This is a genomic window from Arsenicicoccus sp. UBA7492 (assembly GCF_002479615.1).
Taxonomy (GTDB): domain Bacteria; phylum Actinomycetota; class Actinomycetes; order Actinomycetales; family Dermatophilaceae; genus Arsenicicoccus; species Arsenicicoccus bolidensis.
This window is the reverse complement of record NZ_DLOE01000003.1, coordinates 1-14,947: the sequence shown is the minus strand read 5'-3', so window position 1 is coordinate 14,947 and position 14,947 is coordinate 1. Positions and strand designations below refer to the sequence as shown.

The window sequence follows — 14,947 nt, the reverse complement described above, 5'->3', positions numbered from 1 at the left end:
GAACCCGGATTGCTCCAGCGCGGTGCAGGGCCGGCCCAGTCTGCTCGCCTAGACTTGGTGGGTGACTGACTCGCAGACTGACCACAAGCGCGTCCTGCTGGCCGCCCCGCGCGGCTACTGCGCCGGCGTCGACCGCGCCGTCGTGACGGTGGAGAAGGCCCTGGAGCTCTACGGCCCGCCCGTCTACGTGCGCAAGCAGATCGTCCACAACAAGCATGTCGTCTCCACGCTCGAGAAGCGCGGCGCGATCTTCGTCGACGAGACCGACGAGGTGCCCGAGGGCGCCACCGTGGTGTTCAGCGCCCACGGCGTCGCGCCGGTCGTGCACGAGGAGGCGTCCCGGCTGCAGCTCAAGACCATCGACGCGACCTGCCCCCTGGTGACCAAGGTCCACCGCGAGGCCGTGCGGTTCGCGGGCGACGACTTCGACATCCTCCTGATCGGCCACGAGGGGCACGAGGAGGTCGTGGGCACGAGCGGCGAGGCGCCCGAGCACATCACGATCGTCGACAACCCCGACGCCGTGGAGCACGTGACCGTGCGCGACCCCGACAAGGTCGTGTGGCTCTCGCAGACCACACTCTCCGTCGACGAAACGATGGAGACGGTGCGCCGCCTGCGCGAGAAGTTCCCCAACCTGCAGGACCCGCCGAGCGACGACATCTGCTACGCCACGCAGAACCGCCAGCTCGCCGTCAAGCAGATGGCCCCCGACACCGACCTGATGCTGGTCGTCGGCTCGCGCAACTCCTCCAACTCGGTGCGCCTCGTCGAGGTGGCCGTGGAGCACGGCGCGCACGCGGGCTACCTCGTGGACTACGCCGACGAGATCGACGAGGCCTGGCTCGAGGGCGTGACGACGGTGGGCGTGACCAGCGGCGCGAGCGTGCCCGAGGTGCTGGTGCGCGACGTGCTGGACTGGCTGGCGGCGCGTGGCTACGCGGACGTCGCGCCGGTGGTGGCGGCCGAGGAGTCGCTGCTCTTCGCCCTGCCGATGGAGATCCGCAAGGAGCTCAAGGCACGCGGCCAGTCCGACAAGATGCGCCACGACGCCGGATCGCTGCACTGACCCGTGCGTCTGCTGTGGACGGTGAGGTTGGGACGCCTGACTCAGGTGCCGCCGGGGAGGCGTCGTGGCGCGTGACCTGTGGAGCGACCCCGCGACCGTGCGCAACGGCTGGATCCTGACGACGGTCGTCGTGGGCGTCGGCCTGGTGTGCGATGCGCTGGGCGCGGTGTTCCTGCGGGACTGGCTGATGCTGATCAGCGTCGCCATCGCCGTGGCCTTCGTATGGCGCAGCGTCCGGCTGCACGACGGCATCGCCATGCTCAACAACGGGCTCGGGCTCGTCCTCGCCCTCCTCGCGGCGGGCTATGTCCTGCTGGCGGCGCTCGCCACCTGACCCCTGTCTCGAGCTCCGCTCCCCGTCTGGTGCTGCACCCCCCGTCTGGGGCTGCAGCACCAGACGGGAGATGGACGCCGAGACGGCGGATGGCGGCCGAGACAGTGGACGACGGGCGACACGGCGACGGCGGTCGGGCGGCGGGCTTCGGCATACGGCGGGCGCGGGGTGAGGCGCTGCGATGCCTGGGATTGCGGAAACCTGGGCACGCCTGACGGTGCCCAGGTTTCCGCGATGGCGAGCGGGCAGGATCCGCCTGGGTTCGACACATCGGCCTGCGGTGCGAAGTCGGGCGGATGTGACTACCTCAGGTGGTCACATCCGCCTGGCGTGCTAACCCCGGCCGATGTGACTACCTGAGGTAGACATGCGGGGGGATGCATGGCGCCGGGGGCGGATGAGCGCAACCACGCAAAAGGGTCTGCATAGCCCCTCAACCAGGGACAACGTCCGGCCATACCCCGTCTCGGCGGGACGATTTCTCGTGTGTATCCTCGCGAGCGAGACGTTAGCGGTGACGTGGGCCACGCCATCTGGCCCGGCCCGCCGGCGCGCGCGACGAGGAGCAGCGATGCGGCAGATCAGGGTCGTCCAGTGGGGTCTCGGAGCCATGGGCAGCGGCATGGCCAGGCTCATGGCCGCCAAGAGCGGCCTGCAGCTGGTGGGCGGGATCGACAGCCGCCCCGACTACGTCGGCCAGGACCTCGGCACGGTGCTCGGCATCGACCCGCTCGGCGTGACCGTCACCGACGACCCGAGCAGCGTGCTGGACAAGGAGCAGGTCGACTGCGTCGTCATCGCGACGACCTCCTGGATCGCGGAGCAGATCGACGACCTGCGCACGATCCTGCGTGCGGGCATCAACTGCGTCTCCATCGCCGAGGAGATGGCGTCGCCCGAGGCGCAGAGCCCCGAGCTCGCGCGTGAGCTGGACGAGCTGGCCAAGGCGGGCGGCGTCTCGATCATCGGCACCGGCGTCAACCCGGGCCTGTCCATGGACCTGCTCGTCGTGGCGCTGACGGCCGGCTGCCACGAGGTCACCAGCATCGAGGCGTCCCGCGTCAATGACCTGTCGCCATACGGCCCGACGGTCATGCGCACCCAGGGCGTCGGCCTGTCCGAGGAGGAGTTCCGCCGGGGCGTCGAGGACGGCAGCGTCGACGGGCACATCGGCTTCCCCGAGTCGGCGCGGATGATCTCGGACGCGCTCGGCCTCGGCGTCGACCGCATCGAGCAGCGCCGCGAGCCGATCATCTCCACCGTCCGCCGCGAGACGCCGCACGTGGTGGTCGAGCCCGGCATGGTGGCGGGCTGCAAGCAGACGCTCCTCGGCTACCGCGGCGACGAGGTCGTCCTAACGCTGGTCCACCCGCAGCAGGTGCTGCCGGAGCTCGAGGGGCAGGGGACCGGCGACTACATCACCATCGAGGGCACCCCGCGGATCCAGATGCAGATCACCCCGGAGTATGCCGGGGGCACGGCCACCAAGGGCATCGCGGTCAACTGCGTCCCGCGGATCGTGGAGGCCTCGCCGGGCCTCAAGAGCATGCTCGACATCCCCGTCCCGGCCGCCCTCATGGGCGACTCCGCCTACGCGCGCCGCGTCTGACGTGGTTGAGCGCCAGGGAGGTTCGTGATGAGTGACGTCGTCGCCGCGGGCGCGTGGGTCGAGATCGAGCGCGTCCTGCTGGAGCCGGAGCAGCGGTCGCCGCAGCTGCCGGAGGAGACCCGCAGCACCCCTTACGTCCTGCGGATGTCGGGCTTCCTGGACGCCGAGGCGCGCCTGGGCGACGCGGTCACGATCACGAGCCTTATCGGGCACCAGCACGCGGGGACGTTGCGGCTGGTCAACCCGTCCTACGAGCACAGCTTCGGCACCACCGTGCCGGAACTGCTCCACATCGGCCTCGGCGAGGAGTGGCGATGACCGCCGTGACCCGCAGCAGCAGCGGCGCCGCCCGCGACATGAGCTATGCCGCCGTCATGGGCCGCAAGGTCGAGATCATGCGCGGCGCGCTCGGGATCGACTACGACACCTACGAGCTCACGCCGCTGGCCTTCGACTACGACCGGATGATGGCCGACACGGGCTACACGATCGAGCGGATCGCCGAGATCCAGGCCGAGACCAAGGTGGGTCGCACCCCGCTGCACGAGCTGTGCAACCTCACCGATGCCGTGCGCCGAATCTCGAAGCCGGGCAAGGGCGCTCGCATCCTGCTCAAGGACGAAGCGGCCAACGCGTCCGGGTCCTTCAAGGCGCGGCGCGCGTCGATCTCCTGCTACGAGGCCAGGACTCGCGGCTACGCGGGCGTCGCGACCGCCACCAGCGGCAACTACGGCGCGGCCGTGGCGTCCCAGGCGGCGATGCGGCGGCTGCGCTGCATCGTGCTGCAGGAGGTCTTCGACTCCCACGGCGTCGGGCAGCCCGAGATCGTCGAGAAGTCCCGCGCCTGCGAGGCGTACGGCGCTGAGGTGCAACGACTCTCGGTCGGACCCGAGCTCTTCTACCAGATGCTCGTGACGCTCGAGACGACCGGCTTCTTCAACGCCTCGCTCTACACCCCCTTCGGGATCCGCGGGGTCGAGACCCTGGGCGCCGAGATCGGTCGCGAGGTGCAGGAGCGGTATGGCGCCCCGCCCACCGCCGTCGTGGTCACCCAGGCCGGCGGCGGCAACCTCACGGGCACGGCCCGCGGGCTGCGCGAGGTCGGTTGCGAGACAAGCACGGTCGTGGCCTGCTCGGTGGATCTCGGTGGGCTGCACATGGCCTCGGACGTCGACTTCAACCGCAAGTCGTTCACGACCGGGCACACGGGCTTCGGGGTGCCGTTCGCGACCTGGCCGGACCGGACCGACGTGCCGCGCAACGCCGCTCGCAGCCTGCGCTACATGGACGACTACCAGCTGGTGACGCAGGGCGAGGTCTTCTACGTCACGGAGCTGCTCACCAAGCTCGAGGGTCTGGAGCGCGGCCCGGCGGGCAACACCAGCCTGACCGCGGCGGTCGCCCTGGCTGCGCAGCTCGGCGAGGACGAGACCGTGGTCGTGCAGGAGACGGAGTACACGGGCGCCGGGAAGCACCACAACCGGCAGCTGTCCTTCGCCCGCGAGCGCGGCATCGAGATCAGCGCCGGAGACCCTGCGGGCAACGTGCCGGGGCAGCGGATCGTCATACCGGACAACCTGACTCAGGTGCAGGGCAGGGCGCAGGACCTGGACCGGCTGCGCCGCTCCTATCTCAAGAACGCCGCCAAGGTCCTCGACCCCGCGGCGTGGACCGACACGGACGTCGACTATGTCGCGGCTGAGACCAACAGCACGCGCGAGTGGGTCCTCGCGAACGTCCCCACCACGGAAGGCAGCTGACGATGGACACCCAGCCCCACCAGCCCGATGGCAGCAGCGGCGGCACCCCCAGTGGCACCGGCAGTGACGTCGCCGGCGGCGAGATCGACCGGCGCACACGGCAGTTCGAGGAGCGCCGGGTCGCGCTGGACGCGCTCAGCGACGAGCAGCTCAAGGCGCGCTTCTGGGAGCTGAGCCACCAGATGATGGAGCCCGTCGTCGAGCTCGCCCGCACGCACACGAGCCCCTCCATCGAGCGAAGCATCCTGCTGCGCATGGGGATCGACTCGGTCAGCAGCCACGGCGTGGTCGACCGGATCCACGACCGCGGCCTGCTCGGCAAGGGCGCCGGGCACGTCGTGCTCAAGGTCGCGCACCAGCTCGGGGTCGACGTGCGGGCCGCGGCCGCCGCGATCGCCGCCGACGACACCGTGCTGGACGGCCTGTTCACGCCGACCTCAGCCGCGCCGACCTCAGCCGCGTCGACCCCCGCCACCACGACCGAGGGAGCCCGGCGATGACGCAGCAGGCGCAGCCGATCGGGCCGCTCGACGAGAACGTCAAGCTCGACATCGAGAACATCCTGTCCGACCTGGAGTCCTACCGTCCCCGCCGCAAGGGCTGGGTGTGGCGCGAGGCGCCGGCCGAGGGCGTGGACATGGGGCCGTTCCACTTCCGCGACATGGCGACGCCGCTGGCCAAGAGCCTGGGGCTGCCGGCGAGCAAGTACTTCGGCGGGATCGACCCGCAGCCGAAGTGCGTGGTGACGACGGAGATCGCGAGCGGCCGGTTCGAGGACGACATCCGCCGGATGCGGATGGCCGCGTGGCACGGCGCCGACCACCTCATGGTGATCCGCACGACGGGCCAGTCGCACATCGACGGGCTGCTCGAGGGCACGCCCGAGGGGATCGGCGGAGTTCCCATCACCCGCAAGCAGATCCGCGCCTCGCGCAAGGCGTGCGACCTGATCGAGGACGAGGTCGGGCGGCCGATCAACTTCCACTCCTACGTGTCCGGCGTCGCCGGGCCCGAGGTGGCCGTGCTGTTCGCCGAGGAGGGCATCAACGGCGCCCACCAGGACCCGCAGTACAACGTGCTCTACCGCAACGTGAACATGTATCGCTCCTTCGTCGACGCGGCCGAGGCCAAGCGGGTCATGAGCGGGGCCGGCATCTTCCAGATCGACGGTGCGCACAACGCCAACGCCACCGCCAAGGCCGGCTGGCTGGTCATGCCGGAGCTCATGGTGCAGCACGGCATCAACAGCGCGTTCTCGGTGATGGTGGGCATGCCCAAGGAGCTCATCGGGCTGTCGACGGTGCCGCCCAACAGCCCGCCCGCCCCCAAGCTCTGGTACGACCTGCCCTACGCCGTGGCGCTGCGAGACGTGTTCTCCGACTTCAAGATGCGGGCGCAGCAGAACACGCGCTACATCGAGGCGGACATCGAGGAGGCCGTCCGCACCCACACCATCGACACGCTCATCTCGATGCTCACCCGGGCCGACATACAGTCGACGATCACGCCCGACGAGGGCCGCAACGTGCCCTGGCACTACAACAACATCCGCGGCCTGCAGACGGTCAAGCAGACGTGGAGCGGCCTGGACGGGATCAACGAGCTGCTCGGCCTCAAGCACGACGGGCCGCTCGGCGAGATGGTCCGAGACCTCAAGGTGCGGGCCGTGGCCTTCCTCGAGGAGGCGATCGACCAGGGCGGCTACTTCGCCGCGGTGGAGAAGGGCTTCTTCGTCGACTCCGCGAAGTACCCGGAGCGCAACGGCGACGGCATCGCCCGGGACGGCCAGGGCGGCGTCGGCGCGGGCTCCATCGTGGAGCGCGACCCCGACTACTTCGCTCCGGTGTCCTGCCACTTCGGCGACAACCACATCCCGGAGTTCGTGCACGAGCTGGTCGGTCGGCGGGTCGAGCGCCCCGAGGACGCCATCGGCGGGGACACCCTCACCGACCGCGACAAGATCGTCTACATCGACGAGCTCGACCCCGAGGACTCGGCCGACGCCCGGCTGGAGGCGACCAAGCCCTACCGCAGCGGCGGGATGATCAAGCCCGAGGCCGAGTGGGCGGGCGACGGGACGGTGCTGATCCAGCTCTTCGTGCCCGAGAACGTCGACATCGCCGACGTCTACGCCGTGGAGATGGCCAAGCAGATGGGCCTGGTCGACCCCGAGGTCGTCAACCTCCAGCCCATGCACCCCTCGGAGGGCACCTTCGTCGAGATCAAGGGCAAGGTCGGCTTCGCCATCGACCGGTCCACGCTCAAGGTCCCGGAGAAGGAGGTCGTGCTCCCCGAGGAGGAGCTGCGCGAGGCCGCCGGCGCGGTGGGGCTGCGGGTCGTCGCGGGCACCGTCGGCGAGGACGAGCACAGCGTCGGGCTGCGCGAGATCCTCGACATCAAGCACGGCGGCATCGAGAAGTACGGCGTCAAGTACGACTACCTCGGCACGTCGGTGCCGCTCGGCAAGATCGTCGACGCCGCCATCGAGACCGGCGCCCACGCCATCCTCATCAGCACGATCATCAGCCACAACGACGTGCACCGGACGATGATGCGCAAGCTGCACGAGCTGTGCCAGGAGAAGGGGATCCGCGACCGCGTCGTGCTGATCGCCGGCGGCACGCAGGTCAACCGCGAGATGGCGGCCGAGACCCGGCTCGACGCGACCTTCGGCCGCGGCACCAAGGGCATCCACGTCGTCAACGCCATGGTCAAGACGCTGCGGGCGCGCGGCCAGGTCTGAAAGACCCGCCGGGGGTAAAGGCATCAGCCTGGCGAACGAAGGCCGGTCGATGCCTTTACCGCCGGTAGGTGGAAGGAGAAGTGGATGGGCAGCGTCGACATCCTCACGATCGAGGTCGGCAGCACGATCACCAAGGTCAACGGCTTCCGTCGGGTCGAGGACCGGCTCGAGCACGTGGCGCAGGGCTTCGCGCCGACGTCGGTCGGTGACGGCGACGTGGGCCATGGCGTCGACGCCGCCATCGCCGCCCTCGAGGCGGACGCGGGGGTGTCGGTGGCCGGGCTCCCGACATACGTCTCGTCCTCCGCCGCAGGCGGGCTGCGTATGACGGTGCACGGGCTCACCGTCTCGATGACCTCCCGGGCCGCGCGCGAGGCATCCCTCGGCGCCGGCGCCATCGTCAGGCTCGTCACGGCGGGGCCGCTGGACGAGGACGACGTCGACGAGGTGCGCGAGATCGCGCCCAACATCGTGCTGCTCGCGGGTGGGGTCGACCACGGTGAGAAGCAAGTCGTGGTCGCCAACGCCCGGGCCCTGGCCCCCGTCGCGTCCGAGCTCGGCGTGCCGGTGATCTATGCCGGCAACGTGGCGGCGCGGCGGGCGGTGGCGCGCGCGTTCGAGGAGCACGGGGTCGAGCTGATGGTGGCCGACAACGTCTTTCCCGACGTCGACGTGCTCGACGTGGAGCCGCTGCGGGTGCTCATCCACGAGGTGTTCAACCGGCACATCACGCGGGCGCCGGGGATGGCGCGGTTCGCCGAGCTGACCGACCACGGGATCCTGCCGACGCCGGGCGCGGTGCTCAAGGGCGCCGAGCTGTTCGCCGAGGAGCTGGGCGACGTCCTGGTCGTCGACGTGGGCGGGGCCACCACCGACATCCACTCCGTCACCGAGGGGTCGCTTGAGTATGCCGCCAAGGTCATCGACCCGGAGCCGCACGCCAAGCGGACCGTCGAGGGCGACCTGGGCGTCTATGTCAACGCCCGCAACGTCGTCGAGGCCTATGGCGACGAGTCCTGGGCGGCGCGGCTGGACGACCTCGAGGCGATGCCGGCCGACGAGCGGGGGCGCGAGCTGACCCGCTGGCTGTGCGCGCGCGCCGTCGAGGTGGGGGTGCGGCGGCACGCGGGGACGCTCGCCGACCTCTACACCCCCACGGGCAAGAAGCAGATCGTCCGCGGCAAGGACCTCACCGCCGTGCGCTGGGTCGTCGCCACGGGTGGCGCGCTGACGCGGGTCGAGGGGTCGTCCGAGGCGCTGCGGGCCGTGTGCACGGGCGTGGGGACGCACCTGCTGCCGGAGCCGTCGGCGCGGGTGCTGGTGGACCGGGACTACCTGTTCTCGGCGCTGGGGACGATCGCGACGGAGCTGCCGGACGAGGTGCGGGCGACCTTCCGCGCCTGGGTGACCGGCATGGATGTGGCGGCCGGTGGGGACGAGGTGGCTGGCGTGGACGGGGCGCCTGGGCCGGACGAGCGTGACCGGCCGTGAGCGGCCACCCGACGCCGCGCGTCGAGCTCTATCCCGACCGCATCACCTACAACGCGCTGTCGGTCGTCGAGCTGGCGCACGACCACGGCGCGACCGTTGCGGGCGTCGCCAAGGTCACCTGCGCCCACCCCGCCGTCGTGGACGCGATGGTCGCGGGCGGCGTCGACCTGATCGCCGACTCCCGCATCGACAACCTGCGCCAGACGCGGGAGCGGGGGATCGAGCTGCCGCTCATGCTGCTGCGCATCTCGGAGCGCTCGCGGGCGGCCGAGATCGTGGAGTTCGCCGACATCTCGCTCAACTCCTCGCTGCAGACGATGGACGTGCTCTCGCAGGCGGCGGTGGCGGCGGGCAAGCGGCACCAGGTGATCCTCATGGTCGACGTGGGGGACCTGCGCGAGGGCGTGTGGCCGGACCGGGCGGTGGACGTGGCGTTCGGCGCGGCGCAGCTGCCGGGGATCGAGGTGGTGGGGCTGGGCTGCAACCTCGCGTGCTTCGGGGGCGTGGTGCCGAGCGAGGAGAACATGTCGCTGCTCGTCGACGTCCGCGAGGCCTGCCGCGCCGCGACCGGCCTGGAGCTGCCGATGCTGTCGGGCGGCAACAGCGCCTCGCTGCCGTTCCTGGCGTCGGGGCACATGCCGGCCGAGATCGACAACTTCCGGATGGGGGAGTCGATCGTGCTGGGGCGCAACGTCTTCGACCGTTCCCCGTGGCCGGGGACGCGGCAGGACACCGTGCGTCTCGTGGTCGAGGTGGTCGAGCTGGAGCGCAAGCCGTCGGTGCCGATCGGCAAGCGCGGGCAGAACGCCTTCGGGGAGGAGCCCGCCTTCGAGGACCGCGGGACGCGGCTGCGCGCCATCGTCAACCTCGGCCGCCAGGACGTCGTGATCGACGGGCTCGACCCGCTGGACCCCAACATCTCGATCCTCGGCGCGAGCAGCGACCACATGATCCTCGACGTCGAGGACGCCGCGGACGCGGGCTCGCTGCGGGTGGGGGACGAGATCGCGTTCTACCCTGACTACGCCGCGCTGCTCGCCCTCTCCACCAGCCCGTACGTCGACAAGGTGGTCATCGGTGGACCCAGGGCCTACCCGTCCGCCTGGCGTGTGGGATAACGGACCCATGCTGTACGCGACGCACGCCGAGGTGGACCTGTCCGCGATCCGCGCCAACATCAAGGGGATCCGGGAGCAGGTGGGGGACCGGACGATCCTCGTGGCGGTCAAGGCCGATGCGTACGGCCATGGGGCCGTGGCGGTCTCGCGGATGATCCAGGCCACCGGTGTCGCCGACTGGCTGGGGATCGCGACCGTCCCGGAGGCGCTCGAGCTGCGGGCGGCCGGCATCACGATGCCGATCCTCAAGCTGTCGCACTGCTTCCCCGGCGCCGAGATGGAGGCGGCGATCGCTGCCGACGTCGTCACGGCCTGCCCGTCCCGCGAGTGCGCGGACGCGCTCCAGGCGGCGGCCGAGCAGGTCGGGCGGCCCGCCCGGGTGCACCTCAAGGTCGACACCGGTATGGCGCGCATCGGGGTGCCGGCAGGCGAGGCGGCGGCGCTCGCGGCATACGTCGAGGGGCTCGAATCCGTCAGCCTGGAGGGCATCTTCACCCACATGCCGGTGGCGGACACGGCCTCCCAGGACGCGTTCACCGAGGACCAGGTCGCCCTCTTCGCCCGGACCGTCGAGGAGGTGCAGGCCGCCCTCGACCGACGCCTCGAGCACGTGCACGCCGCGAACTCCGGTGGCGTGCTGGGGCACTCGTCGTCGTGGCTGACGCTGGTGCGGCCGGGGATCATGGTCTACGGCTACTACCCGGACGCGTCGACGCCGCGAACCATCGCGCTGCGCCAGGCGATCCGCTGGGTCACCCGCGTCAGCTTCGTCAAGCGGGTGCCGGCCGGGACGACCGTCGGCTACGGCCGCACGTGGTCCGCTGACCAGGACCGGTGGGTCGCGACGATGCCCGTCGGCTACGCGGACGGCTACAACCGGCTGCTGTCCAACCGGGGGCGCGTGCTCGTCGGCGGGCAGAGCCACCCCATCGCGGGGCGGGTGTGCATGGACCAGACGATGATCGACGTCGGTCCCGCGTCCGGGCCCTGCCCCGTGTCCGTCGGCGACGAGGTGGTGCTGCTGGGTCGGTCCGGCGAGGAGGTCATCACCACGGACGAGATGGCCGAGCTGCTCGGCACCATCACCTACGAGGTGACCTGCGACATCGCCAGGCGCGTCGAGCGGACCTATCGCGACGCCTGAGCAGGCCCGTCGGGCCTGACCCGTGTCAGTCCCGACGGGAAGCAAGCGCGCGATCGATGACAGCGTCTGCGACCTTCACCCGCATCTGCGGGTCGGAGAAGTGGGTGCCGTCGGAGCGGACCGTCACTCCGGTCCCGTTTCGGTCGTCGCACGGGGTGGCGTCGTCGCGACAGTAGACATCGTCGATGTCCACAACTCGGACGCGCGTGCTGGCCGCGGCGGTGGCACGCAGGATGCCGTTCCACCTCGCGCGGTAGTGGTCCTCCTCGACCATCCGGCGAAGGAACGGGTTGCAGGTCTGAGGAGTGCATCTGCTGGAGATCCCCACACCCGGCCGGTCGGTCGCGACGAAGACCAGGGTGGCGCCCCCCTGCGTGAGCTGGCTGACGCGCAGCTGCAGCTGGCGTTGCTGCGCGGCCCAGAACTCCGGTTGCTCAGGAGTGAGCAGCCGGCCTTGGTGGATACTGTCCGCCGTCTCGTAGCGGGACCACCAGATGACCGTGCCGGGGCGGTGCGCCACCAGTGCCTCGCCGACGCGGTCAGGGAGATCGTCCTGGCACGGCCCGCCCCGCTTGTCGCTCGGCGAGACCTTGTTGACGACTCCGAGGGGTGAGCAGCCTCCCGCGGTCGCGCTGAACAGGGTGAGGCCCCGCCGCTCGGCGGCGTCGGACAGCTCGGGTAGCAGCCGGTGGGGGACAGAGTCGCCCAGGACCAGGGTCGCCTCAGCGCCCCGGGATCCGGGCAGGGTGACCACGCTGTTGACGGCCGAGGAGGTGGGCGTTCCGCCGACGACGGAGGCGGCCAGGGCCAGGCCGGCCGTGGTGGCCAGGCCGGCCAGCAGCACTCGCCCTGGTCTCCATCGTGGGCCCAATCTCCTTGCGCGTAATGGCTTTTCGACAAGATGGTAGGAGATGGACGCGAGGAGCGTGGAGGACGTCAGGATCGTTGCGGTCCGGACGGGGGACCTCGATCCCTCATCGGCAAGGATGAGCGTGACGGGCCAGTGCCAGAGGTAGATGCCGTAGGAGATGCGTCCCAGATAGACGGGTGCGGCCCAGGACAAGGCGGAGGACAGCAGCGGTACCCGAGCCAGGGCCAGCGTGGTGACGAGGACCGCACACAGCCCCACGAAGGCCAGGGCGCCCCCGTGGTAGTACAAGGTGCTGGCGCCCTTGGGCCCGGCGAGCCACGGGGTGAGCAGCGCTAGGGCCACGACGGCAACCCACCCGAGTGGTGGTGCCGCCCGCCTCGCCCAGGTTGCGCCTCGGTCCTGAGCCACCGCGACCGCCAGCAGTGCGCCGGCCATAGGCTCGAAGACCTTGGTATCCGTGCCCATGTAGGCCCGGTCATAGAGGTGCCATCGCCCATAGCGCAGGAGCATCGCCGCCGATACTGCCGCGACTGCAGCCGTCACGACCAGGAGCGTCGCGCGGGCGAGACGGGGGTTGCGTCTCCCCACGGCAGCCCACACGCCGGCCACCGCCAGGGGCCAGACCAGGTAGAACTGCTCCTCGACGCCCAGCGACCACATGTGGAGCAACGGTGACGGCACGGCCTGCTGATCGAAGTAGCTGCTGGTCTCGATGAAGCGCCAGTTCCCCAGATAGAGCGCGGTCCACCAGGCATCGCCTCCGAGTGTCTCCCGCCGGTATGCCGGTGCCACCGTGCTCGCCCAGATCAGGACAGCGGCGATCACCAGTGCGGATGCGGGAAGGAGACGGCGGATACGGCGCGCCCAGAACGTGACCAGAGATGCCCCTGTGCCACCGAGGTGAGCGCGGAGCAGCCCGTCAGTGATGAGGAAGCCGGAGAGGACGAAGAACAGGTCGACACCGAGAAAGCCCCAGTCCAAGCCAGGCACCCGTGCGTGGAACAGCACCACCATCAGGACGGCCACTGCGCGAACGCCGTCCAGGGCGGGTGAATGCCAGTTGTGCGTCGGGTGGCCCCGCGTTGGCTGGGGGCGCTCCGCGTGATCGGTTGCCGCCGCCGTCGTCACCTCTGCGGGAGCCTGTGCATGGACCAACACGGCTGTGCGTTCCCGGTCAGCGAGTGCTGGTGGCGATGGCCGGGGAGGGGCTCGCGCCTGTCGTGGCGCCTGCCCTGCTCCCGACAACGCCCGCTGAAGCGGCCGGCTGAGCCGTCAATGCGCGGTGCACCGTGACAGCCCACAGGCGGGCGCCGGCGTCGGTGACTCCGTCCGCATCCTCGAGGGACCCAGGGTCCTGCGACTCGGCAAAGGCAGCAGCGACGTCGATGGTCGGGACACCAAGCTTGGTGGCCCACGCACTGACCGCTGCGATCGCCGGTTGCTGGGTCGGGGAGGCGGCGGGCTGCCTGACCACGGCGAGCTGTGCCTGCGGATACGCCTTCAGGATGGCTGACCGGGTGGCCGAGAGCTGTTCCCCGACCGCACCCGCTTGTGTCGTGCGACCCACGCTGAGAACGACGATGTCGGGACGCTGGGGGAGCAGCTGCTTGACCTGTTCTTCCGCCACCGCGGCGAAGGGGGCGGCAGTGGAAGCGTTCCACACCTGCAGGTGTGGCTCCTTGTGTCCGTAGCGAACGGGGGCGCGATACGACCCTGTCCCTGTCTGACTCATGCGTTGGACGTGAGTCAGCCTGGATCGTCCGAACTCTTCGCCGAGCACGTTGACCCAGGCGCCGAGCTGATTGCTCGTCGAGTCGCCGATGACGGCGAGGGTCGACGGGCGATCGCTGGGAAGGTGGGGGACAGGCGTGGGCGTCGGTCGGATCACGGCTGGACTCGTAGCCGGGGAGGCGGGGGCGCTGCCGGTCCGCGCCGCGACGGGGGGAGCAGTGGGGGCCGGCTCCGCGACGCTCGACGTGGCGTCTGCGAACGATGGAGACCATCCACTGAGTGCGACGCCGGAAACGGCGAGCGCAGCGGCGACGACGGCACCAATGGCGAGGTTGCCTCCAACCGTGCGATTCATGGGGATAGTGTGCCTTACTCAGTGTGATCTCTGAGCACCAGGAGTAATGCGACGCAGGGTCGACCACCCCACTCGCCGCTCCGACAAGGCGGTGACTACCTGCTGTGCGGCCCGGCCATCTCCGTACGGGGTGCCGCGGAGGCTTACGGGTCGCGGTCGAGCCACGACGTCGGCGAGGCCGTCTATCTCGGGGTGCAGCACGTTCCATCCGCCTTTCAGCGTCTCCACCCACTCGGTCTCGGTCCGCAAGGTGGTGCACGGGGTGCCCAGCAGGAATGCTTCCTTCTGGAGGCCACCGGAGTCCGTGAGGACGCAGTGGGCGGCCATGACGAGGCGCACCATCTGGAGATAACCGAGAGGGCTGGTCACGTGCAGGTCAGGGTGCGACTCCAGCGGGATGCCAAACTCCTGGCACTTGGCGCGGAGCCGCGGGTGGGCTAGCAGAACGACAGGCATACCGACGTCGGCGATCGCGTGCACGATAGCCGTCAGTCTGGCCGGGAAATCGGTGTTCTCGGCGCGGTGGATCGTCGCGAGCGCCCACGGGGCGCCCGGGTCGACTCCAGGGGGCAGGGACGGCTCGTCATCACTGACCTTGTCGCGAGTCCGGAGGCAGACGTCGGTCATCACGTCGCCCACCAGGAGGGTGCGCTCGCGCAGGCCCTCCTGTGCCAGATGGTCCACGGCGACCTTGGTCGGGGCTAGAGCGTGTCTCTTAAAGT

Annotated in this window: 13 protein-coding genes; 10 read left to right on the top strand and 3 right to left on the bottom strand. The window is 70.3% G+C overall.

The features are described 5' to 3' along the window. Positions 1-61 precede the first annotated feature (61 nt). From B4E97_RS00140 to alr, 10 genes are all read left to right on the top strand, one after another. Positions 62-1,069 (top strand): 4-hydroxy-3-methylbut-2-enyl diphosphate reductase, encoded by a 1,008-nt coding sequence (locus tag B4E97_RS00140; RefSeq protein ID WP_239263946.1) that lies wholly within the window; start codon positions 62-64, stop codon positions 1,067-1,069. A 64-nt stretch (positions 1,070-1,133) separates the two neighbouring features. Beyond that, positions 1,134-1,403 carry a hypothetical protein gene (locus B4E97_RS00135; RefSeq protein WP_239263948.1) on the top strand — a complete coding sequence of 90 codons (270 nt, stop codon included), beginning with the start codon at positions 1,134-1,136 and terminating at the stop codon, positions 1,401-1,403. A gap of 571 nt (positions 1,404-1,974) precedes the next feature. Then, positions 1,975-3,012, top strand: a complete 1,038-nt coding sequence (gene ord / locus B4E97_RS00130; RefSeq protein WP_286958222.1) for a 2,4-diaminopentanoate dehydrogenase — start codon at positions 1,975-1,977, stop codon at positions 3,010-3,012. Between the two features lie 27 nt (positions 3,013-3,039). Then, complete coding sequence (gene ortA, locus B4E97_RS00125; RefSeq protein WP_029210262.1) at positions 3,040-3,330, top strand: 2-amino-4-oxopentanoate thiolase subunit OrtA; 291 nt, start codon at positions 3,040-3,042, stop codon at positions 3,328-3,330. After that, positions 3,327-4,772 (top strand): 2-amino-4-oxopentanoate thiolase subunit OrtB, encoded by a 1,446-nt coding sequence (gene ortB, locus B4E97_RS00120; RefSeq protein WP_286958220.1) that lies wholly within the window; start codon positions 3,327-3,329, stop codon positions 4,770-4,772. The genes ortA and ortB overlap by 4 nt, the downstream gene beginning before the upstream one ends. A gap of 2 nt (positions 4,773-4,774) precedes the next feature. Then, positions 4,775-5,272 carry a D-ornithine 4,5-aminomutase subunit OraS gene (oraS, locus tag B4E97_RS00115; protein ID WP_286958219.1) on the top strand — a complete coding sequence of 166 codons (498 nt, stop codon included), beginning with the start codon at positions 4,775-4,777 and terminating at the stop codon, positions 5,270-5,272. Next, complete coding sequence (gene oraE, locus B4E97_RS00110) at positions 5,269-7,515, top strand: D-ornithine 4,5-aminomutase subunit OraE (RefSeq protein WP_286958218.1); 2,247 nt, start codon at positions 5,269-5,271, stop codon at positions 7,513-7,515. Before oraS ends, oraE begins: the two co-directional genes overlap by 4 nt. Positions 7,516-7,599: 84 nt before the next feature. Continuing rightward, entirely contained in the window at positions 7,600-9,006 is a 1,407-nt protein-coding gene (locus B4E97_RS00105; RefSeq protein WP_286958216.1) for a glutamate mutase L, read from the top strand. Next, positions 9,003-10,124 (top strand): alanine/ornithine racemase family PLP-dependent enzyme, encoded by a 1,122-nt coding sequence (locus B4E97_RS00100; RefSeq protein ID WP_286958215.1) that lies wholly within the window; start codon positions 9,003-9,005, stop codon positions 10,122-10,124. The genes B4E97_RS00105 and B4E97_RS00100 overlap by 4 nt, the downstream gene beginning before the upstream one ends. A 7-nt stretch (positions 10,125-10,131) precedes the next feature. Further along, positions 10,132-11,268: an alanine racemase gene (gene alr, locus B4E97_RS00095; protein WP_286958214.1), complete on the top strand. Its 1,137-nt coding sequence runs from the start codon at positions 10,132-10,134 to the stop codon at positions 11,266-11,268. Between the two features lie 25 nt (positions 11,269-11,293). On the opposite strand, the gene B4E97_RS00090 is transcribed toward alr, so the two are convergent. The 3 genes from B4E97_RS00090 to B4E97_RS00080 all read right to left on the bottom strand — a co-directional run. Then, positions 11,294-13,267 carry an acyltransferase family protein gene (locus B4E97_RS00090; RefSeq protein WP_286958213.1) on the bottom strand — a complete coding sequence of 658 codons (1,974 nt, stop codon included), beginning with the start codon at positions 13,265-13,267 and terminating at the stop codon, positions 11,294-11,296. A gap of 46 nt (positions 13,268-13,313) precedes the next feature. After that, positions 13,314-14,027: an SGNH/GDSL hydrolase family protein gene (locus tag B4E97_RS00085; protein WP_286958212.1), complete on the bottom strand. Its 714-nt coding sequence runs from the start codon at positions 14,025-14,027 to the stop codon at positions 13,314-13,316. 216 nt (positions 14,028-14,243) lie between these two features. Beyond that, the coding region (locus B4E97_RS00080) for a UDP-N-acetylglucosamine 2-epimerase (RefSeq protein WP_286958211.1) at positions 14,244-14,947 on the bottom strand (704 nt) is incomplete at its 5' end.

Coding starts and splice junctions, on each gene's coding strand:
- alr (WP_286958214.1), top strand. CDS start 10,132: ATGCTGTACGCGACGCACGCCGAGGTGGACCTGTCCGCGATCCGCGCC.
- ortB (WP_286958220.1), top strand. CDS start 3,327: ATGACCGCCGTGACCCGCAGCAGCAGCGGCGCCGCCCGCGACATGAGC.
- ord (WP_286958222.1), top strand. CDS start 1,975: ATGCGGCAGATCAGGGTCGTCCAGTGGGGTCTCGGAGCCATGGGCAGC.
- ortA (WP_029210262.1), top strand. CDS start 3,040: ATGAGTGACGTCGTCGCCGCGGGCGCGTGGGTCGAGATCGAGCGCGTC.
- B4E97_RS00105 (WP_286958216.1), top strand. CDS start 7,600: ATGGGCAGCGTCGACATCCTCACGATCGAGGTCGGCAGCACGATCACC.
- oraE (WP_286958218.1), top strand. CDS start 5,269: ATGACGCAGCAGGCGCAGCCGATCGGGCCGCTCGACGAGAACGTCAAG.
- oraS (WP_286958219.1), top strand. CDS start 4,775: ATGGACACCCAGCCCCACCAGCCCGATGGCAGCAGCGGCGGCACCCCC.